The 20,167-nt window shown below is 67.4% G+C and carries 14 protein-coding genes; 6 read left to right on the top strand and 8 right to left on the bottom strand.

The genetic code is table 11. The annotated features are described in order from the left end of the window. Positions 1–195: 195 nt before the first annotated feature. The 6 genes from ACLFRB_RS09990 (at position 196) to ACLFRB_RS09965 (ending at position 10,765) form a co-directional block, all read left to right on the top strand. Entirely contained in the window at positions 196–1,671 is a 1,476-nt protein-coding gene (locus ACLFRB_RS09990) for a hypothetical protein (protein WP_411068866.1), read from the top strand. 283 nt (positions 1,672–1,954) lie between these two features. Then, entirely contained in the window at positions 1,955–3,934 is a 1,980-nt protein-coding gene (gene parE, locus ACLFRB_RS09985; RefSeq protein WP_411068865.1) for a DNA topoisomerase IV subunit B, read from the top strand. 268 nt (positions 3,935–4,202) lie between these two features. Then, positions 4,203–6,500, top strand: a complete 2,298-nt coding sequence (parC, locus tag ACLFRB_RS09980) for a DNA topoisomerase IV subunit A (RefSeq protein WP_411068864.1) — start codon at positions 4,203–4,205, stop codon at positions 6,498–6,500. 481 nt (positions 6,501–6,981) lie between these two features. Next, positions 6,982–8,142 (top strand): glycosyltransferase family 2 protein, encoded by a 1,161-nt coding sequence (locus ACLFRB_RS09975; protein ID WP_411068863.1) that lies wholly within the window; start codon positions 6,982–6,984, stop codon positions 8,140–8,142. A gap of 64 nt (positions 8,143–8,206) precedes the next feature. Beyond that, positions 8,207–9,226, top strand: coding sequence for a glycosyltransferase (locus ACLFRB_RS09970; protein WP_411068862.1), 1,020 nt, complete (start codon positions 8,207–8,209; stop codon positions 9,224–9,226). Positions 9,227–9,358: 132 nt separating this feature from the next. Then, positions 9,359–10,765: an oligosaccharide flippase family protein gene (locus tag ACLFRB_RS09965; protein ID WP_411068861.1), complete on the top strand. Its 1,407-nt coding sequence runs from the start codon at positions 9,359–9,361 to the stop codon at positions 10,763–10,765. On the opposite strand, the gene ACLFRB_RS09960 is transcribed toward ACLFRB_RS09965, so the two are convergent. The 8 genes from ACLFRB_RS09960 to ACLFRB_RS09925 all read right to left on the bottom strand — a co-directional run bounded on the left by ACLFRB_RS09960 (position 10,760) and on the right by ACLFRB_RS09925 (position 19,925). Continuing rightward, positions 10,760–11,767: an ATP-grasp fold amidoligase family protein gene (locus ACLFRB_RS09960; protein WP_411068860.1), complete on the bottom strand. Its 1,008-nt coding sequence runs from the start codon at positions 11,765–11,767 to the stop codon at positions 10,760–10,762. The two genes, ACLFRB_RS09965 and ACLFRB_RS09960, sit on opposite strands and share 6 nt — an antisense overlap. A gap of 44 nt (positions 11,768–11,811) precedes the next feature. Continuing rightward, positions 11,812–12,783 (bottom strand): sugar-transfer associated ATP-grasp domain-containing protein, encoded by a 972-nt coding sequence (locus ACLFRB_RS09955; RefSeq protein WP_411068859.1) that lies wholly within the window; start codon positions 12,781–12,783, stop codon positions 11,812–11,814. Between the two features lie 371 nt (positions 12,784–13,154). Continuing rightward, positions 13,155–14,588, bottom strand: coding sequence for a sigma-54-dependent transcriptional regulator (locus tag ACLFRB_RS09950; protein ID WP_411068858.1), 1,434 nt, complete (start codon positions 14,586–14,588; stop codon positions 13,155–13,157). Next, the gene (locus tag ACLFRB_RS09945) at positions 14,572–16,059 is read right to left on the bottom strand and encodes a two-component system sensor histidine kinase NtrB (protein WP_411068857.1); all 1,488 of its coding nucleotides are present in this window, start codon (positions 16,057–16,059) and stop codon (positions 14,572–14,574) included. Before ACLFRB_RS09945 ends, ACLFRB_RS09950 begins: the two co-directional genes overlap by 17 nt. Before the next feature lie 41 nt (positions 16,060–16,100). Then, positions 16,101–17,315, bottom strand: a complete 1,215-nt coding sequence (extI, locus tag ACLFRB_RS09940; RefSeq protein WP_411068856.1) for a selenite/tellurite reduction operon porin ExtI — start codon at positions 17,313–17,315, stop codon at positions 16,101–16,103. 35 nt (positions 17,316–17,350) lie between these two features. Then, positions 17,351–17,869, bottom strand: a complete 519-nt coding sequence (locus ACLFRB_RS09935) for a hypothetical protein (RefSeq protein ID WP_411068855.1) — start codon at positions 17,867–17,869, stop codon at positions 17,351–17,353. Between the two features lie 41 nt (positions 17,870–17,910). Further along, the gene (locus ACLFRB_RS09930) at positions 17,911–18,105 is read right to left on the bottom strand and encodes a hypothetical protein (RefSeq protein WP_411068854.1); all 195 of its coding nucleotides are present in this window, start codon (positions 18,103–18,105) and stop codon (positions 17,911–17,913) included. A gap of 620 nt (positions 18,106–18,725) precedes the next feature. Continuing rightward, on the bottom strand, positions 18,726–19,925 hold the full coding sequence (locus ACLFRB_RS09925) for an ammonia-forming cytochrome c nitrite reductase subunit c552 (RefSeq protein WP_411068853.1): 1,200 nt from the start codon (positions 19,923–19,925) through the stop codon (positions 18,726–18,728). Between the last annotated feature and the right edge of the window lie 242 nt (positions 19,926–20,167).

Here is a 20,167-nt window from a genome sequence, read left to right as displayed (position 1 = left end):
CAAGCATCCCCTGGCCACCGAGCCCCGGGACAACGCCTACAACATGGGCGCCTACAGCATCTCGCAGTAAGCGGATGCCGAGGGGCCCCATGGCCGAACCGTAGCGACGCGAGGGCCCGGGACAACGCCCCGGGCCCCTTTTTGTCGAGCACCCCGCCCGGCGCGGGGACCACTGGAACATCAGGAGAGAAGCAAATGGCCCAAGGTAATGGGGGGAGGCGGTTTCTTCCCGCCAGCGCGGCGGTCTGCGCCGCCCTGCTGGTGACCGCCTGCGGGGAGGAGCTGGAAAACGCCGACGGGCTGCCCGGCGCGGACGACGAGACCGAGCAAACGGAGGGGTCCGCCGACGGCAGTGGCGGCGATTCCGGCGGCTCCTCCGGGTCGGACGGGACCGGTTCCGGCGGATCCGACCAGGAGGGATCGGACACCGATGGCGGCACGGGGGGATCCGGAACCACGGGCGACGGGGGGACGGATTCGGGCGATACCGGTGACGACAGCCCGGACTCCGGGGACTCCACCGAAGAGGGCTCGGATTCCGAGGATTCCACCGATGGGGGCTCCGGTTCCGAAGACCAGACCGGGGGCGACTCCGACTCCACCGACCAGGACCCCTCGAAGAGCGACCCCGCGGAGGGCGCGGCGGGGACCTGGATCAAGCAGGACCCCGAGGCGGGCGCCGGCGAGCCCGAATACCGCCCCTACTCCGGCGTGACCGCCGGCGACGGCTTCGTCTACTACTGGGGCGGCGGCCACAAGACCCACCCCGGCAACGACGTGGACGCCTACGACATCGCCAACAACCGCTGGGTCCAGCTCACCGAGGAGGAGAACTGGGAGAACGTCTGGGAGTGGGACCACCTCACCCAGGAGGAGAAGGAGGCCATGGACGACAGCCGCCGCGGCGGCTGGGAAGTGGACCTGCTCTCGCCGCGCGGCCGGCCCGTGACCAAGCACTCCTACGGCCAGATGGCCTGGTGGCCCGGCCACGGCTACTGCCTGCTCAAGCAGCGCCTGTGGTGCTACGACCCCGAGAAGGGGGACGCCGACGGCGCCTGGACCGACCTGGCCAAAGACCCGTTCCCCTTCGACAACTCGGGGCAGATCGCCATCTGGGACCTCTCCTACGACCCCGAGCTGGACACCGTGGTCACCGTGGCCGGAAGCGGCTACAGCGAGCGCGCCTGGGCCTACAACCCGGAGACCGGGGGCTGGGACACCGTGGTCACGGACGGTTCCACGGGCGGCAAATACACCGAGGTGTACAGCGCCCTGGACCCGGAGACCGGCTGGAGCACCGTCTACGCCCAGCAGCGCTGGCAGCAGATGAACTTCCGCACCGGCGAGGTGAAGGAGATGGCCCAGCTCCGCCACAACGGCGAGCCCGTGGGCGCCTCCCTCTCCATCGAGTGGGCCCCGGAGCTGGGCAAGGCCCTGGTGGCCAAGAAGGTGGACGGTCGCCTGCGCATGTGGACCTACGACCCCGAAGCGGACCGCTGGTCCGACTTCGAGCTGGACGGCGATGGGCCCATGGACGCCCACGCCAAGTGGGACACCCTGGCCCGGGACCCCAAGACCGGGACCTACGTCTTCCTGGCCAAGGAGGACGAAAACGCCGGCGATGGCGAGACCCCGGAGACTTGGACCTTCCACCTCGCCGAGGAGCCGTAGCCAGCCGGCCGCGCGGTGCCGGGGCACGGGTCCCGGCGAAATGGAGCGGTTCCAAAGCCCGGGGGCGACCCCCGGGCTTTTTGCTTGGCCCCGCCCTGTGGGTACCCTCGCCACGCGCCCCCCATCCGGAGCCAACCTATGGGGGTGTTTTCAACCGCGGCTCTTCCCCTTACTTTTCCTCCCGATTCCGTTAGAGTGTCCCGCCGACCCGGCAGCGGCCCCGCGAGCCGCGTCGCCGGAACGGCCGAAACCCATTCCCGAAAACGCCGCGGAGACACGGATCATGGGCAAGGAAGGCGGCTACTCCGCCGAGGACATCACCGTCCTCGAGGGGCTGGATCCGGTGCGCAAGCGCCCGGGCATGTACACGGAGACCTCCGCCCCCAACCACATCATCCAGGAGGTGGTGGACAACGCCGCCGACGAGGCGCTGGGCGGCCACGCCTCCCTGATCCGGGTCACCCTGCACACGGACGGCTCGGTGTCCGTGGAGGATGACGGCCGGGGCATCCCGGTGGAGCACCACAAGGCGCAGAACAAGCCCGCCGTGGAGGTGATCCTCACCACCCTCCACGCCGGTGGCAAGTTCCAGAAGGGCGGGGACAGCGTCTACGGCATCTCCGGCGGCCTGCACGGGGTGGGCGTGGCGGTGACCAACGCCCTCTCCCGGCGGCTGGAGGTCACCGTCCGGCGCGGCGGCGCCGAGCATCGCATGGCCTTCGCCGGCGGCGAGGTGGACGAGCCCCTCACCCAGACCGGCACCGTGGCCAAGCGCACCACCGGCACCACCATCCGCGCCTGGCCGGACGAGCGCTACTTCGACGACGGCCGCATCCTGCTGGATCCCCTGCGGCGCCTGCTGCGCACCAAGGCCATCCTGCTGCCGGGCCTGCGGGTGGAGCTGGTCCGGGAGCAGGAGGAAGGCGACCCCGTGGTGGAGGCCTGGGCCTACGAGAACGGCATGGCCCAGTACCTGGAGGAGCTGCTCGACGGCCGGGAAACCGTCTGCCCCGTCTACGCCGCCGGCCGGTTCCACGGCCCGGAAGCGGGTGGGGACTTCCAGCCCGGCGAGGGGGTGGACTGGGCCATCACCTGGGTGGCCGAAGGCGCGGGGCTCGGCGAGTCCTTCGTCAACCTCATCCCCACCGCCCAGGGCGGCACCCACGTCAATGGCCTGCGCACCGGGGCCACGGAGGCCATCCGGGCCTTCGCCGAGCACCACCAGCTCCTGCCCCGGGGCGTGAAGCTGGCCCCCGAGGACATCTGGAGCCGGGCCTGCTTCCTGCTCTCCGCCAAGCTCCTCGACCCCCAGTTCCAGGGCCAGGTGAAGGAGAAGCTCACCTCCCGCGAGGCGGCCAAGCTGGTGACCACCCTGTTCCGCGACCGCTTCGAGCTGTGGCTCAACGAGCATCCGGAGTCCGGCAAGGCCATCACCGAGCTGGCCATCGCCGCGGCCCGGGAGCGCCAGCAGGCCAACAAGAAATCCGCCAAGAAGCGCGGCGGATCGCTGGCCACCCTGCCCGGAAAGCTCACCGACTGCGAATCCGACGACCCCGCCCGCACCGAGCTGTTCATCGTGGAGGGGGACTCCGCCGGCGGCAGCGCCAAGCAGGCCCGCGACCGCGACACCCAGGCGGTGCTGCCCCTGCGCGGCAAGGTGCTGAACACCTGGGAGGTGGACAGCGGCGAGCTCTACGGCAACCGCGAGGTGCACGACATCGCCGTGTCCATCGGCGTGGACCCCCACGGCTTCGACGAGGAGGCCGACCTCTCCGGCCTGCGCTACGGCAAGATCGTCATCCTCGCCGACGCCGACGTGGACGGCGCCCACATCCAGGCCCTGCTCATCGGCCTGTTCCTGCGCCACTTCCCCAAGATCATCGAGCGCGGCCACCTGTTCGTGGCCCATCCGCCGCTGTTCCGGCTCGACATCCCCGCCCAGGGCAAGGGCAAGCCGGCGCGCAAGCTCTACGTGCTCGACGAGCCGGAGAAGGCCGCCACCCTGGAGAAGCTGGCCGACGAGGGCATCGACCCGGAGAAGGTGAAGGCCTACCGCTTCAAGGGCCTCGGCGAGATGAACGCCGAGCAGCTCTGGGAGACGGTGCTCTCCCCGGACACGCGGCGCCTACTGCCGCTGTTCGTGCCCGAGGACGAGGAGCAGGAGACCTGGAACGAGGTGAACCGCTGCCTGGGCAAGCGCGAGGCGGCGGCGCGCCGGGCCTGGATCGAGGCCAACGGCGATCAGGTGGAAGCCGATATCTAGCCCGAAGAGGCACCGGAAGGAGCCCCGGCCCCGCCGCAGCCTTCGGAAACGCTCTCCCGTAGGAGCTCGCTTTAGCGAGCGATTTCTTGAGCAGGCGCCGGAGTCCGGCCCAGGATCGCCCACTGAAGTGGGCTCCTACGATAGTCTCCTCGAGGCCGCGGACACCTGACGTCCTTTGCGGTCCTACCGGGTTGATGAACAAGCCTTTCCATCTTAACCAAAAATGGATTTCTGTTTATGACGTTTCTTCCTGTTATAAGGAACTCCCATGGCTGACCTGACGACCTTCGCCGGCGCCCGCGACGGCGAGCGCGGCGAGGACTGGCTGGACCTGCGCGAGCACCTCGGCCGCTCCTACCTGGCCTACTCCCTGTCGGTGGTGAAGGGGCGCGCCATCCCCGACGTGCGCGACGGCCTCAAGCCGGTGCAGCGCCGCACCCTCTACGCCATGCACCGGCTGGGCCTGCGCGCCGACACCGACCACAAGAAATCGGCCCGGGTGGTGGGCGAGGTGATCGGCAAGTACCACCCCCACGGCGACCAGGCCGCCTACGACGCCATGGTGCGCATGGCCCAGGACTTCACCTTCCGCTACCCGCTGGTGGACGGCCAGGGCAACTTCGGCTCCCCCGACGGCGACAACGCCGCCGCCATGCGCTACACCGAGGCGCGCCTCACCCCCTTCTCCGAGGTGCTGCTCGGCGAGACCGACCGCGGCACGGTGGACTTCATCGACAACTACGACGGCGCCGAGCAGGAGCCGGAGGTGCTGCCGGCGCGGGTGCCCATGGCCCTCCTCAACGCCCAGCCCGGCGTGGCGGTGGGCCTGGCCACCGACGTGCCCTCCCACAATCTGCGCGAGGTGGGGGCCGCGGCCATTGCCCTGTACCGCAACCCCGACGCCACCACCGCGGACCTTTTGGAGCACATCCAGGGCCCGGACTTCCCCGGCGGCGGCCAGGTGTGCGCCTCCCGCGAGGAATTGGCCGCGCTTTACGAAAAGGGCCGCGGCTCGCTGACCCTGCGGGCGCGCTGGGAGGTGGAGAAGCTGGCCGGCGGCGACTGGCAGGTGGTGGTCACCGAGCTGCCACCGGGCGGCTCCACCGAGCAGATCCTCGCCGAGATCGACGCGCTGGCCAATCCGCAGCCCAAGAAGGGCAAGAAGGACATCACCAGCGACCAGAAGGCCAAGAAGCAGGCGGTCCTGGGCCAGGTGGGCGGCATGTCCAACCAGGCCGGCCAGGACACCGGCCCGGTGCGGCTGGTGATCGAGCCCAAGTCCAAGCGCCAGAAGCCCGAGGAGCTCATGGCCTTCCTCATGGGCCTCACCTCCCTGGAGGTGCGCCAGAAGGTGAGCCTCACCTTCATCGATCTCGACGGCCGCCCCAAGGAGCTGGGCCTGAAGGAGGTGCTGGCGGGCTGGACCACCTTCCGGCGCGAGGTGGTTACCCGGCGCAGCCGCGCCCGCCTGGAGAAGGTGGACAACCGCATCCACATCCTGGAGGGCCGCCGCGCGGTCCTGCTCGACATCGACGCGGTGATCGCCATCGTGCGCAACGCCGAGGACTACGCCGAGGCCAAGGCCGGCGTCATGGAGCAGTTCGCCCTCACCGAGGCCCAGGCCGACGACGTGCTCGCCATCCCCCTGGGCCGCCTCACCCGCATGGACACCCTCAAGGTGGACCAGAAGCTCAGCGACCTGCGGAGCGAGAAGGAAACCCTGGAGCACCTGCTGGACAGCCACGACGCCATGACGGACAAGATCGTCGAGGAGCTGGAAGCGGATATCGAAGCCTACGGCGACGACCGCCGCACCCTGATCGAGGACTCCGAGCCCGTGGCCATGGAGGCCCCGGTGGTGGACGAGCCGGTCACCGTGCTGCTGTCGCGCAAGGGCTGGTTCCGCTCCCGCCAGGGCCACGGCCTCGATCTCACCTCCGTGCCCCACAAGGACGGCGACGGCCCCCTGGCCGCCGTGGAGACCCGCACCACCAAGTCGGTGGTGGTGCTCGGCACCAACGGCCGGGCCTACACCCTGTCGGCCAACGAAGCCCCGGGAGGCCGCGGCTACGGCACCCCGCTCTCCTCGCTGGTGGACCTGCAGGGCGCGGGCGTGGCGGGCATGGTCATCGGCGAGGCCGAGGACCGCTTCCTGCTCGCCTCCACCGCCGGCTACGGCTTCATCACCACCTTCGGCGACCTGCTGGGCCGCACCAAGAACGGCAAGGCGGTGCTCAAGTCCCTGAAGGGCGCCGGCGTCCTGCCGCCCCTGCCCCTGGCCGCCCACGGCAACCAGGTGGCCACGGTCAGCGACAGCGGCCACCTGGCCGTCTTCCCCGCCGGGGAGATCAAGGAGATGACCTCCGGCAAGGGGGTCAAGCTCATGGACTTGAAGGAAGGCGAGGCCCTGGCGCGGGTGGAGCGGGTGGACGAGGCGGGGCTGGCCCTGCCGGGCAAGGGCGGCAAAACCGTCACCCTCTCCCCGGAAACGCTCAAGGAGTACGTGCGCACGCGCGGCAGCCGGGGCAAGCAGGTGCCCAGCAGCGTAGTCAAAGGCAACCTGTAGAGAAATCATACAGGCGGGGCCGTCCCCGCCTGTCCTCTGCCTTCCTCCCACTGCAAGCCTCTCACCCGGCGCGGCACCGCCTACGCTAGCTCGCTTCGCAGGCACCGCCAGCGGGCTGCGGCCCCGGCATCACCCCCTTCCACCGTCGAGATTCCTTACATCCCTCTGTCGAGGACATCAGGTTCCCACCCGGATGCTCCCGGACGCCGTTCCGGACGCTAGTTCCGTGAAGCCCCCCTGCGGGATGGCTCCGTCCCGAAACGAAACCCGACATTGGACATTTCGGCGACCCGAAGCGAGGGGCGGTCCATGTCGCTTTCTTTTACAAAAGGATTCGGGTCTTACCATATTTATTGAAAAAATTTTTGTTGCCATCTGTTTTTAATGAAAATTCCACCTGGCCCGGTTTTTGAATGGGGAGAAATAAGCTTTCGGACACAATTCAACGAAAAAACAGTTACAACCCAATTCGGGGAAAGCAATGCGAAACGCCACCACCCTCCCGCCCCCGGCCCTGCGCGAAAGGCAGGACCCTTTCCCGCACAGCCTTTTTTCTCCTGTTCCGGAGCAGAAACCGGATACGGGCCATGGAATCCGGTCCGGCAAGGGCCCATCGGAGGACATTGGGGAAGACTGGCCGCTGGTCTCCGTCATCATTCCGGCCTACAACGCGGCCCAGTACATCGGCGCTGCCCTGGATAGCGTCCTGGCCCAGGACTACCCCCGCAAGGAAATCATCGTGGTGGACGACGGCTCGACGGACGACACTCGGGCGGTCCTGGAAGGGTATGCAGGACACATCCGGGTCCTAACCCAGGCCAACGCCGGGGCGGCCGCCGCCCGGAACAAGGGGCTGGAATGCGCCCGGGGAGCATACATCGCCTTCCTGGACGCGGACGACGTATGGCTGCCGGGCAAGCTGTCCCGCCAGGTCACCTATATGGAGCGCAATCCGCACGTCCTCATGAGCTACGGAAAGTGGGAAGAACGGTGGATGGAGGACACCCGGGACCCGCTGGAGGGGAATTCAACCGCCGACGAGGGGGAAGGGGACGACCTGTCGGTGGTGCCAGCCTGCTCCGGATGGCTCTACACCCAGCTGCTGCACGATTTCGCCGTCTGGACGTCGGTAGTGATGATGAAACGCGAGCTGTTCCAGCGGATCGGCGGTTTTACCGAGAGCCTGAAACAGGGTCAGGATTTCGAGTACTGGCTGCGGGCATCCCGCGTTACCGAGATCCACATGCTGAGCCATGAAATGGCCCTCTATCGGAAGCATCCCCGGAACACTACCGCGGGCTGTCCAGCCCGGAACTACGCCGCCGAGATCATCGAGGAGGCCCTCAACCGGTGGGGAGTTTACGGCCCGGACGGGAACCAGGCGGACCGGCGCATGGTGAAGGCCAACCTCGCCTATCTGTGGTTCCTCTACGGCTGGAAGAACAAGAACGCGCAGAACTTCCAGACCGCCTTCTCGGCATTCATCAAGAGCGCCTTCTACAATCCGCGCCAGGTAAAGACGTGGCCCCTGATCGTCCTGTCCGGGCTTCACCACCTCCGGTCCATCGCCCGTCATTCCCTGGAATCCACCGGCGACCTCAATCTGATCCCCGGGGAAACCGAGGAGGTCCGGGACCCCTAGCGCCGGCCTCCCGCGATCGCATCCGGGCGATCCGGGCCACAGCTTCAGTCAAACGGAGGCCGTGATGGCATCCATATCGGCAGTAATACCCGCGCACAATCGGGAACGCCTGATCACGGAAACCCTGGACAGCATCCTGCAGCAGAAGCGGCTCCCGGAGGAGGTCCTTGTAGTGGATGACGGTTCCACCGACGGAACCGCCGAGGTGGTCCGGGAATGGTCGCGCCGCCACCCGAACCTGTCCCTGGTTCTGGTCGAGCAGGAGAATGGAGGGCCATCGGCGGCGAGGAACAGGGGCCTGATGGAGGCCAGTGGCCAATGGGTGGCCTTCCTGGACGCCGACGACCTGTGGGAGCCGGAGCTCTTGGCATCCCTGGAGGCGACCCTCGGCACGGCTCCGGAAGCACGGATCGTCTTCGCGGATGGCATCCAATTCGGGGAGGGGCAGAGCGAGGGACCGCTCATAGGTAGTGGCCGTGCCATTCCCGTGGGTACGAAAGTGCGGGAATCCCCGCCCCTCTACCGGCTGGACCGGCCGTTCAGGAGCCTGCTCCCCGGGAACTTCCTCCCCATGTCGGCCGTTCTGGTCGACCGTTCCTTCGCCCTCGGGATGGGGGGGTTCGATGAGCGCTTTTATATGGGGCAGGACCGGGAATTCCTGCTTCGGGCGGCCCTGGCCAGTCCCTTCCTGTTTCTCGCCAAGCCGCTGGCCCGGACACGCATGCATTCCGGCAACCTGACCGCCGCTGGGAACGAGACCCAGCGCAAGGTCTATGTCGTCCAGATGCTGGATGGGCTGCTGAAGAACGCCGGGGAGATCGGCTTGATCGAAGAGGAGCGCCAGGCGACCGCTGCCGAACTGGAAAAGGTCGCCAGCCGCCTGCTCACGAGGGCCTCCAGGCAGGGAACGGGGACCTATCTGCGGGCCTGGCGCGCTTTGGCGGGCCTGGGGTACCGGCCACGGCTCTGGGCGGGCCTGCCCCGGGATCTTGGCCGGATCCTCCGGTACAGCATGCCCTGGCCCCGAAGGGGGAAAGCCGCTGGCCCGGAAGGGCCGGGGCGGAAGGACCCCGCTACCCCGTAGGCCTCGGAGGGTCTTTCCGCCATTCGCCCGGTACCAGGACACGTAGCAGGTCCGGTCCCTCTCCCCCGCAATTGGACATGCTCTATGGGTACCCGGCGCATCCTCTCCATTTCCGTCGCTGAAAAGTACAGCTTGTTTTTCATAAACTTCATCAGCTCGGCCATCATCGCCCGGATCCTGACCCCGGACCAGATCGGCCTCTTCTCCATTGCCGCCATCTTCGTGGGCTTCGCGCACATACTCCGGGATTTCGGAATCACCCAGTACGTCATCCGGGAGCCGGACCTGAACGAGGAGAAGCTGCGACTCTCCCATGGCCTAACCCTGTTGATGGGCTGGGGGGTCGCGCTGTCCCTGCTCCTTCTCAGCGTCCCTCTGGCAGAGCTTTACGACAACGGCGAGCTCACGAACATCGTCCTGGTCCTGGCCCTGAACTTTCTGGTGGTCCCGTTCGGCTCGGTTTTAACGGCCTGGCTCCGCCGGAATTTCCAATTCGGGTACATGTACTTCGTCCGGCTGACGGACAAGATTGTCTCCGTCGGCACGGCCATCGGGCTCGCGCTGGCCGGTTTTGGCGCAATCAGCCTGGCCTGGGCGGCCCCCGCAGGCACGGTCGCCGGCATTCTGATTTTGCACCTGCGCCGCCCCGAAGGCTTTCCGGTATTGCCCCGCTTCCGGGGCGTATCCGGAATCGCCCGGTTTTCGGGCTTCACCACCGGCAGCAGCATCCTGACCGAGCTGAGCCGGGGCAGTCCGGAGCTGTTCCTCGGCAAGGCGGCGGGCATGGAGGCCGCCGGCCTGTTCACGCGCGCCGAAGGCATCCGGGAGATCTTCCAGCGGCTCGTCACCTCAGCGGTCCATCCGGTGGCGGGCCCCTTGTTCGGGAAAGAGATGCGGGATTACGGGGAGCGGGGAACCCTGCCCCTATTCCTGCGGGCAACCGAGTTGATGATCGGGATCGGCTGGCCTTTCTTCACGGTGGCGGCGGTGCTGATGGACGCCCTGGTACCCGTGATCTACGGCGCTCAATGGATCCCGTCCATCCCCATTGCGCAGGTGCTTTGCATTGCCGGGATGGTCCAGCTGGTTACCTCTTTGATTCCCCAGCTTCTGGTGACCAACAACTACACCCGGGAGCTATTCAAATCGCAGGCGGTATCCAACGGCATCGGATTGCTCCTGATCGGGATCGCCTCCATATTCGGCCTGTTGTTCGTCGCCTTTGCTGTCATCGGGATGCAGCTCATCCGGGCCTTCACGCTGAACCGGGTACTGACCGAGAAGCTTGGCCTTTCCCTCTTGGACACGAGGACGGGGTTGGTCCGTGGAGCGGTCGTGACCGTGGCAACCGCCGGGCCCCTGGTCCTTTTCCAGGGGTTCGGCCTCCTCCCGGAGCCCGATCTGTTATACCTCGCTTGCGGGATTCTTCTGGCCGCGGTCGCCTGGCTCCTTTCGGTGGCACTGACCAACCATCCCCTATGGGCCGAGATCCGGGTCTACCTGGTTCCCTACATCACCAGCCCGAACCGGAACCTATAGGACCGACCCCACCCACCTGCGCCGGGTGGGGTGTGGCCGGGCGGGATCCCTTTCCGGCATTGTCGCTGCGTTCCGGAAATGCTCCCCCAGCCAGTAGTCCCAATCGCCGGGGTCCAGCTGCATGGCGCCGCCGGCCGGAGTGAAGGTAAGCTCGCCGAAGACCACGCGGCCCTCGATGTTGTAGAGGTCCACGCGCACGAACCGGAAGTGGCGGGACAGGCGCTCGGCCACCCAGAGCATCTCCGCCAGGTTGACGGGCTTCTCCAGGGGCTCCTCCGGGGCCGGGGCCTTGCCCCGTACCGGCAGCGGACGGAGATCCGGATCCGTCATAAGGATCCGGGGGTCCCGGCCCCGCCCCAGCATGACCTCGATGAAGACCGGCTGGCCGCCGAAGCAGAAGATCTTGTAGTCCACGGGGGCGGACTGCCCCGCCGGGGCCGGCAGCAGCTCCTCGATATAGAGCCGCGGCGGGATCCATCGGTAGTGCCACTCCCCCATGAGCGTGGAGATGTCCATCTCCAGCCAGCCGCGGGTCTGGCGCCCCACCTCCGCCCAATCCACCTCCGCCGGGCTCTCCACCAGGATCACCGTGCCCACCGCGTGGTTGGACTTGATGACGAAGCGGGGCGGCAGGTCCGCCCGAGGAGCCTCCCGGATATCCTCGCCCTGCCAGTACAGAGCGGGCAGATAGTCGCTCCCCGCCTCCCGGGCCACGTACTCCCGCACCTCGAGCTTGTCGGCCAGGCGGGTGTAGACCGGATCGCGGTCGAACAGCTTCCGGGCCTGGATGTGCTCGTTGAAGGTCCGCGGGGCCCAGAGGCGCGGCACCGGACCGATTTTCTCCCGATGCGTGGTCACGGAGGCGTACAGGTCCGAGGGGTAGAGGATGGCGTCGATGAGGAGCCGCGCGCCCCGGGACCCCCAATGGACCCGGCGCCGGAGCCCCAGCCCCACGCGCCGGAAGGCCTGCGCCAGTCCATCGGGGAACGATCGGAGATGCATGAGCGTCCTCATTCCACAAGAGGCCGGAGGGGGCGACACCCCCCTCAGGCCGCACCCAGCTTCCGGATCAGGGCCTTGGCCCGCTTTTCGGAGAGCACATGATGGTCCCGGAAAAACGCCACGGTTCTCATGCTGGTCAGCATCGGCGAATGCGGTTGGAGGAGGTTGTTGGGGTTGGCCACGTTTCCGTTCCCCTCGATGACCTTCGGGCCCTCCGGGGATAGAAACATATCCCAGCCGGCATACCGCAGGCCCGGGACCGCCTCCGTCAACTCCACCGCCAATTCCATGAGGTCCTCCCAGTAGGGCACCTGGACCCCCTCCAGTCGCTTCCCCGTCACCGGATGGTGGTCGTGAACATCCCGAGGGTAGAGGCCCGGCTCCGTAACCCCCCGGCCCAGCACGCCGCGCTCCGGGTCCACCCCGCAGGCCACTCCCCCCTGCGAGAAGTTGTCCACCGGGACTTCCCTGGAGGCCCCGAACCGATGGGCGACCCCGGCCACGAAGGCCCCACGATCGTCCCTCAGAACCAGCACCCGCAGGGTGTTCAGGGCGTCCGGGAAAATGGACGAGGCATAGGTATGAGGCGCCGCTTCGCGCTCCAGCAGCCACACCCCCTCCCCGGGCAGCTCCCCGGGCTCTTCCACCATCCGGCACCGCCGGCCCCCCCCTCCGGATACCGGTTTCAGGAACAGCCGCCCGTTTCCCAGCAGGGCCTCCTCAAGGTCCACCGTTCCCCCGGTGGGAACGAAGGAGCCCTGAGCGAGCAGTCCCACGAGCCCGCAGGAATGGCCGTCCAGCCCAAAATCCCGCAGAAACAGGTGGAAGGCGAGCTTGTTGCCCAGAAGCTCCTTCACGAACGCGGGATTGATGGCCTGGAAGCGCAGCTCCACCTCCCAATCGGTCAAGAAACGGTCCCGGGGGTAGGCGTGGAAGGGGTACATGCGCCGGCGCTTGGACAGGAATCCCCGGGAGAGCATGTCCACCCGCGGGGCCACCCGGGAGGTTCGTTCCAAGCCCCACAGCCCCGCCAGCACCCTTGCCCTCCGGCCCATTCCGTGGATCACGTGCCTCCACCCGGATCGCAGGCCCTCCCCGTCTGGAAGGGCGGATAAGGGGATCATTCTTTTCCTTATGGACGGCCAAGATGGGCTCTGCAATGGGCTGCGGGTTCAACCCGGTGGGGCTTAGGGGCTTCCGGACCGGCGAACCCGGACCCGCCCTCGGCGAACCCCTTGCGGGCAACGGGAAGCCGTCCCCGGGATGGCACGGTTTCAAGGTGGTGGGAGGCCGGGATAGGCGGGAAATCGAGGAGGGGGGTCCGACCGGCGGGAAGGAATCCAGGGCCTCGGTCACGGGCCCGCCGCACGGGATCGGATCCCCGGGCTCAGACCCCGTCTGCGGCACCGCCCTCGAGCTGGTACTTCTTGATCTTTCGCCAGAGGGTGGATTTGTTGATCCCCAGGATCTCGGCGGTCAGGGCCCGGTCCCCTTCCGTCTCGTGGAGGGTCTTCCTGATGAAGTAGGCCTCCACCTCCTCGAGGCTCTGCGGGGGGATGTGGTCCAAGGCCCGGCCAACCACCTCCCCGGGCTGCTGGAGCTCCGGCGGCAGCACGTCGGTGTCGATCTTTTCCCCCTCGGCGAGGATCACCATGCGCTGGACCAGGTTCTCCAGCTCGCGCACGTTGCCAGGCCAGTCGTAGCGCATGAGCGCGCCCAGCACCGGCGTGGTGACGCCCTTGAGGCTCTTGCCGTACTTGCGGGTGTATTTGTGGAGGAAGTACTGGGTCAGCAAGGGGATGTCGTCCCGCCGGTCGCGGAGCGGGGGCACATCGATCTCGATCACCTTGAGGCGGTAGAACAAGTCCCCCCGGAAGTGGCCGGACTCGATCAGCTCCGGGATGGCGCGGTTGCTGGCGGCCAGCACGCGGACGTCGGTGGTCCGGGGCTGGGTGTCGCCCATTGCGTAGTAGGCGCCGTCTTGGAGGACCCGCAGCAGCTTGGCCTGCAGGGACAAAGAGGCGTTGTTGATCTCGTCGAGGAAGATGGTGCCGCCGTTGGCCGCCTCGAACAGGCCCGGCTTGTCGCGGTCGGCCCCGGTGAAGGCGCCCCGCCGGTAGCCGAACAGCTCGCTCTCGATGAGGTCCTCGGGGATGGCGGCGCAGTTCACGGCCACGAAGGCGTGATCGGCCCGCGGGCTCTGGGTGTGGATCTGGCGCGCTACCAGCTCCTTCCCCGAGCCCGACTGCCCGCCGATGAGCACGCTGCAGTCGTAGGCGGCCGCCGCATCCACCAGCCGCTGCACGGCCACCATCCCGGCGGACTGGCCGATCAGGGCCGAGCTGCCGAACAGCCGCTGCTCCGCCCGCAGCCGGCGGTTCTCCATGCTCAGGCGGTTGTGCTCCAGGGCCCGCCCCACCGTGTGGTAGAGCTCGGCGTTGTCGAAGGGCTTGCGGATGTAGTCGTAGGCGCCACTCTTCAGGGCCTCCACGGCGGACTCCACCGTGCCGTACCCCGTGATCATCACCACCTGGACCGAGGAATCCTGCTGCTTGGCGAAGCGGAGCACGTCCAGCCCGTCCACCCGGGGCATCTTGAGGTCGGTGACCACCACCTCCACCCGGCTGCGCTCCAGGTAGTCCAGGGCCTCCTGGGAATCGGTGAGGCCGACCACCTCCGCCTCCAGCGGCTTCAGGACGCTGGCCACCAGCTCGCACATCTTGGGGTCGTCCTCGCACACCAGGATCCGGGGGAGGCGGTCCACGTCCTCCCGGGCCTCCTCGGCGCCCTCATCGGTTTCCGGATCAATCGCCAGCTTCATGGGCCTTGGCCGAGGGCAGACGGAGGATGAACCGGGCGCCGTCGGGGTAGTCGGCGTCGTACATGATGTAGCCGCCCCGCTTCGACAGCATGGCCTGGGAGATGGCGAGCCCCAGGCCGCTGCCGGCGCCCACGTCCTTGGTGGTGAAGAAGGGGTCGAAGACGCGGCTGCGGATCTCGGCCGGAATGCCCGGCCCATTGTCCTCCACGCTCGCCCCCACCATGCCGTTGGGCTCCTCCCAGGTCCGGATCCGCACCTGCGGGTTTTCGGCCCCCTTGAGGGCCTGGATGGCGTTGAGGATCAGGTTGGTGAAGACGATGTCGAGCTCGCCGCAGCCGCCCTCCACCTCCGGGATCCCGGGGTCCAGGTCGGTCTCCAGATCCACCTTGAACCGCTTCAGCCGGCAGTTCAGGAAGGTGTCGTTGACCTCCCCGATCAGGGAATTGAGGCCGCAGGTCTCGCCCACGCACTGGTCCTTGCGGGCGTAGTTGAGCAGGTCCTGGACGATGCGGGAGCACTGCTTGGCCTCTTCCACCACCACCCCGGAGTAGTGGGCGAGGCGCTCCGGATCGTCCAGGGACTCCTGCATCAGCTGGGAATAGCCGAGGATGTTGCCCAGGGGCGTATTCAGCTCATGGGCCACCCCGGCCGCCAGCTGGCCCATGGCCACCAGCTTCTCCCGGGTGTACACGCTCTCCTGCAGGCGCTTGTACTCGGTGATGTCCTGGAGGGTCACCACCGCCGCCATGTCCGTGTCCTCCCGGGAGAGGAAGGACAGGTTGATGGAGACGGCGCGCGGCTCCTGACCGATGGTCAGGGCGATCTCCTGGTTGCGCACGGGGCGCTTGTAGAGGAAAGCGTCCCGCAGGATGCAACGGTCCGCCTCGTTGAGGTCGAGGAGCTCGAACAGGTTCTGCCCGATCAGGGCCTCCGCCGGGCCCTCCATGATCTCCTCGGCCTGCTTGTTCACCGTGGTGATGACCAGGTTCTCGTCGACGCTGATCAACGCTCCGGGCAGGCTCTGCAGCAGGGCGTCGATCTTGTTGCGCTCGGCGAGCACCTTGTTCTGGCATTCCTCGACATAGTTGAATGTCGATCGCAGGTTTTCGATCATTCGGTTGTAGTCGCTGACCATCCTGGACAAACGAGGATCGAGGCCCCCGAGGGCGCCCGCCTCCACCGGCTGGAGACAGCCTTCCCCGGCTTCGGCGATCTTGTCGTGAAGGGCCCGCAAGGCCTCCTCGCGGGCCTCCCGATCCACTTCGTCATTCCGCACCCGGGAGGTGACAAGGATGGCGAGTCCCAGGACGGAAAGCAAGGAGGCGCCGGCAAGGCCATCCGCCGGTGCCCCCGTCGCCGCCCAGAGCCCTACTCCCAGAAGGAGCAGGACTCCCGCAGAAATGCGCCTGCGTGGATCGCCCTCCACCCACCATGCGCGAAGCCCGGAATACCGGTAGAGAATCTCTTTCATGGCGCAATCCTGCGTAGTCAAGGGACGTCCTGCCCGGCCCGCTAGAAAATCAGCTGCAGTCCGGCCGTGGCCTGATCGTAGTCCTCCAGGGATGGCACGCCCTCCCGGGGCTGATCGAAGTCCACCATGGCGTATTCGAAGGTAAATTTCAGACGCTGTCCATCAATGTAATAGTTGAAGCCGGCACTGTTCCAGGTCTGGTCGTAGAAGCCGGTGTCCACGTTGTAATCGGAGTTCTCGTGGCGGTAGAAGAGCTGCAGGCGACCGGGGCCCACCGTGCCGGGCAGAAGATAGCCCGCCTTGGCGTAGTAGGCATCCAGCTCGCTGGTGAGGGGCAGATCGTCGTCCGGGTTCTGATTGATGGCGTCGTCCACGCTGTAGTCCATGTAGGCCGCGGAGAGCGTGGGCGTTCCCCAGCTGAACGGGTACTCGAAGAAGAGATCGGCCGTCCAGGCGTCGTAGTCCTTGCTGTCCGACAGGTTGGGATGGTCGCCGTAAGCCACCTCCGCCTGGTAGTCGTAGGAGGCGCCGATGGTCAGGACCCGCTGGGTGCCCAGGTAGGTGCCCCGGTAGCCGTACTGGTACTCGGGGTCCAGGAAAGACCAGTGGATCCGCCCGGTCACCCGGGGGGAATCCTGCACCACCTCGTCGGCCTCACGGCCGTCGGCCACCATCACCCGGTACTGCATCTGGGCGTCCAGCAGGTTGCCCCACATGGCCGCGCCCACGTCCCGGCTGCGGCCGAAGGGCGTGTAGGCGATGGTCTCCGCCCGGTCCAGGGTCAGTGGCTCCAGGCAGGCCTCCAGGTTTTCGCGGGTGAAGGTGTTCTTGAACTTGCCGACCATGAAGCGCAGGGGGTCGGAGAAGTCCATGGTCAGGTAGGCGTCCTTGTAGTAGACGCTATCCCCGCTGGTCACCGTCTGGTCCTTGGCGTCGTTGGAAGCCTCCAGCTGGGCGTAGAAGCCGACGTAATCGGACCACTGCCCCTTGAAGGTCAGCCGGTTGCGGCGCAGGAAGAAGTCCGTCTGGGAGCCGTTGTCGGTGGGCGAGGTGAAATCCTGGTACTGCCCCCAGAACTGCGCCGCGTAGTTGAAGGTAACAAAGCCTTCGTCGTCGAAGTCCACCGTTGGTCCCGCCTGGGCGGAGCCCATGCCGACCGCCAGGAGGAGCCCCCCCCAGCCAGCCCGTTTCAGGATCCTGCCACCCCAATGCCCCTGCACGGTGGCGCCCCGCTGGTTCGTACGCTGTGAATGCATTCGCATTCCCCCTTCCGTTCCTGGATTTCCGCCCGTTAGTCGTCCACCGCCTGATAGGTCTCCAGCAGGTCATCCGCCTCGCCGTCTTCGTGGCACTCGGCGCAGGCCGTCTCCGGATGCTCGCGCGGGTCCGGGAACATGTCCTCGTGGGCGGTCCCCTCGACCATCAGCCGCTCATTGCCCTGATGGCAGCCGTCGCAGGAGTGGTTCACCTCCGCGTGGTCGGGATGCCAGGGATCGGATTCCGCATCGGCCTCCGGCTCAGGACCGCGCCGGCCCTCGTTGTGGCACTTGAAACAGGAGGTGGCCCCCATGCCGCAGGCGTTGGCCACGTCGATGGGCGCTTGCTCCAGAACCCCATGATGGATGGAGGACAGGACCCGGTCCCCCCAGCCCTGCTCGACCCGCTCGGCAGCGGCCAGCTCATCCAGGGCCTCCGCCTCCGGGTTCTGTTCCGCGCCCGACAAGGCCAGCGCCGTGACCGCGCCCACCACGGCCAGCGCACCCCCGGCCATACCCAGCCGACTCGTTGCAGCACGAAGCAAACGTTTCATGAACGACCCCCTTCCCTTGGGTGTACCCGTTTCCGTTGGGACTACTCTTCGTCGGACCGCTCGGCCTCCCGGACTTCGGACTCGCTCAGGCCCGAGCTGCACATGCAGGGCGGTCCCTCGCCCTTGTAGCGCAGCCCTTGCTCCGCCGAGGCGTCTTCCGGGCCGCCGTTGGCCGCGCATCCGGCCAGGAGAGCCGGGGCCAGCACCGTCACCACCAAGAACCGCAGCCCCGCCATTTCCGCCTCCGCCGTGCAGTCCGCCTGTTTTGCCCTCCAAGAAGCACCTTCCGTGCCAATAGCATTTATTTTTTAAAATCAGAAAATTAACCATGTTCGCGGCAAACAGGGCCATTGCACAAGGCCACAGCTCCCGCGCCCGGACGTTTTTTGCAATGGGGACCGGACAGGTCGAGCCGGAAAGAACCAAGGGGAAAGGAGAATGGATAGTAAGGGAGGAGAAAAAAACCGGCGCCGGCAGGAATCCAGCACGAATCCTCAATGCTTGAGCCCACCGTAGGAGCCTGCGTAGGAGCCCACTTTAGTGGGCGAAACAGGGGACGCCCATCATGGGCACCGTGCGAAAGGGGCCATTCGCCCGCTAAAGCGGGCTCCTACGGGAGGGTAGCCATAACCGGGTCATAAACGACCGCCCCCGTAGTGTCCTGTCGCAGAACTTCGTACCCCAAATGGGCTCCCCGGGATGCGGGGTACGCCCGAAAGGCGACTGACAGGATGCCCGCAGGGCAGGGCCCCTTGGAGCCTGGAGGGCTTGCCCCGCGTCCCGGGTCCGGCCCAAAGCGTAGAGAAAGAATTTCTGCGACAGGACAGCAGGAGCGCACTTCGGTGCGCGACTCGCTTCAGCCCTCCCCGTCCAGGGGCATCCGCTCGCTCAACGCCCGGAACCGGGTGGCCACCGCCTCTTTCAGGGCCTGCTCCAGCGTGTCCACCGTTTCCGCGCTCATCTTGTCCGCCTGCTCGAACATGTGGCGGAACAGCCGCTCGTAGTGCTCCTGGGGCGCCACGTCCAGGTGCAGGGCCACCCGCCAGCCCGCCGCCTCCTCCGGCAGCCGGGCCTCCGATTGCAGGCGCACGGCCTCGCCGGGGGACAGCCGGGTGTCGAAGCGCTCCTCCTTCATCTCCACGTCCGCCCCCCAGCCGATCACCGCCCGGTCCAGCTCCTCGCGGACCTCGCCGTCGGCGTCCTCCAGCACCAAGCGGGCGTAGACCTTGGGGGTCAGGTAGGTGGGAAACTTGTGGCCGGCCCCCGTGTTGGCCACCTTTCCGGTGACGCGGTACGCCCCGTCCCCGGCCTCCTCGGCGCCTACGTCCACCGTGACGGCCTCCCGCACCATCCCGGGGTCGTGGATCCCCTTCCACCGGTGCTCCTGGTCCGGCATGTGGCAGGACTGGCAGGTCACCCCCTCCTCGGCGTAGCGGCTGGCCCGCCACTCCTCGTAGGTGTCCTCACGCAGCTTGCCGTTCAGCTTGGGGCCGTCCTCCGGGAACTGGTGGCACTCGGCGCAGAAGCGGCTGGAGCGGTAGGCCTCGGTGGCGACGAAGCCGTCGTGGGGGGCGCGCTCGGCGGGCAAGGGATCCTCCGCCGGGGGGCCGAAGCGCTTGTGGCCGCGCACGTGGCAGGCGGCGCACACCAGCCCCTTGCGGTGCAGGTCCGCGGGGACGTGCTCCGGCGGCGCCCCGCCGCCGTCCTCCCAGTCCAGGTCCCGCCCGGTGAGGGCGAGCTGCTCGGCCATGGGGGCGTGGCAGCGGGCGCACTCCTTCACCTGCTCGGGGCTCTTGACCCGGAACTGCCACCAGACCCCCGCCCCCATGGTTTCGCTGTGCAGGCTGGCGTCCCATTCCGCGAAGCGGTCCGGGTGGCAGGAGCGGCAGTCTTCCGGGTCCAGGGAGGCCTCCAGGGGCGTGTACCCCTCCGGCGGCGGCCCCTGGGCCGGGACCGGATGGCTCCAGAAGCGGTCCAGGAAGGCGGCCGTGGCCTCGTCCTTCGCCGCGCCCGGCTGTAGGGCCCACCAGGCCAAAGCCCCGCCCGCTACGGCCACGACCAAAACCCCTAGCATCGTGAATCCACGCCCGCCCATGCCGGCTCCTTTCTCTGCCGTTGCCCCCTCATAGCCAATAGGGCACAACCCGAAAATCTCTTATGCCCCCTACCGCGGAAACGGGATTGAGGGAGCGGCCAGTGGCCGCGACGAATCTGGCCTTTGTGCCGGTCGCGGCCGCTGACCGCTCCTACAGCAGGCTTCTCCTACAGCGGGCTCCCTCCCCAGGGGGGTCTCCACCT

The sequence above is a fragment of the Thiohalorhabdus sp. genome, from assembly GCF_046545655.1.
In the GTDB taxonomy this organism is placed as follows: Bacteria; Pseudomonadota; Gammaproteobacteria; order Thiohalorhabdales; family Thiohalorhabdaceae; genus Thiohalorhabdus.
Note: the sequence above shows the minus strand (reverse complement) of the source record. Positions and strands in the feature narration are given on the sequence as shown.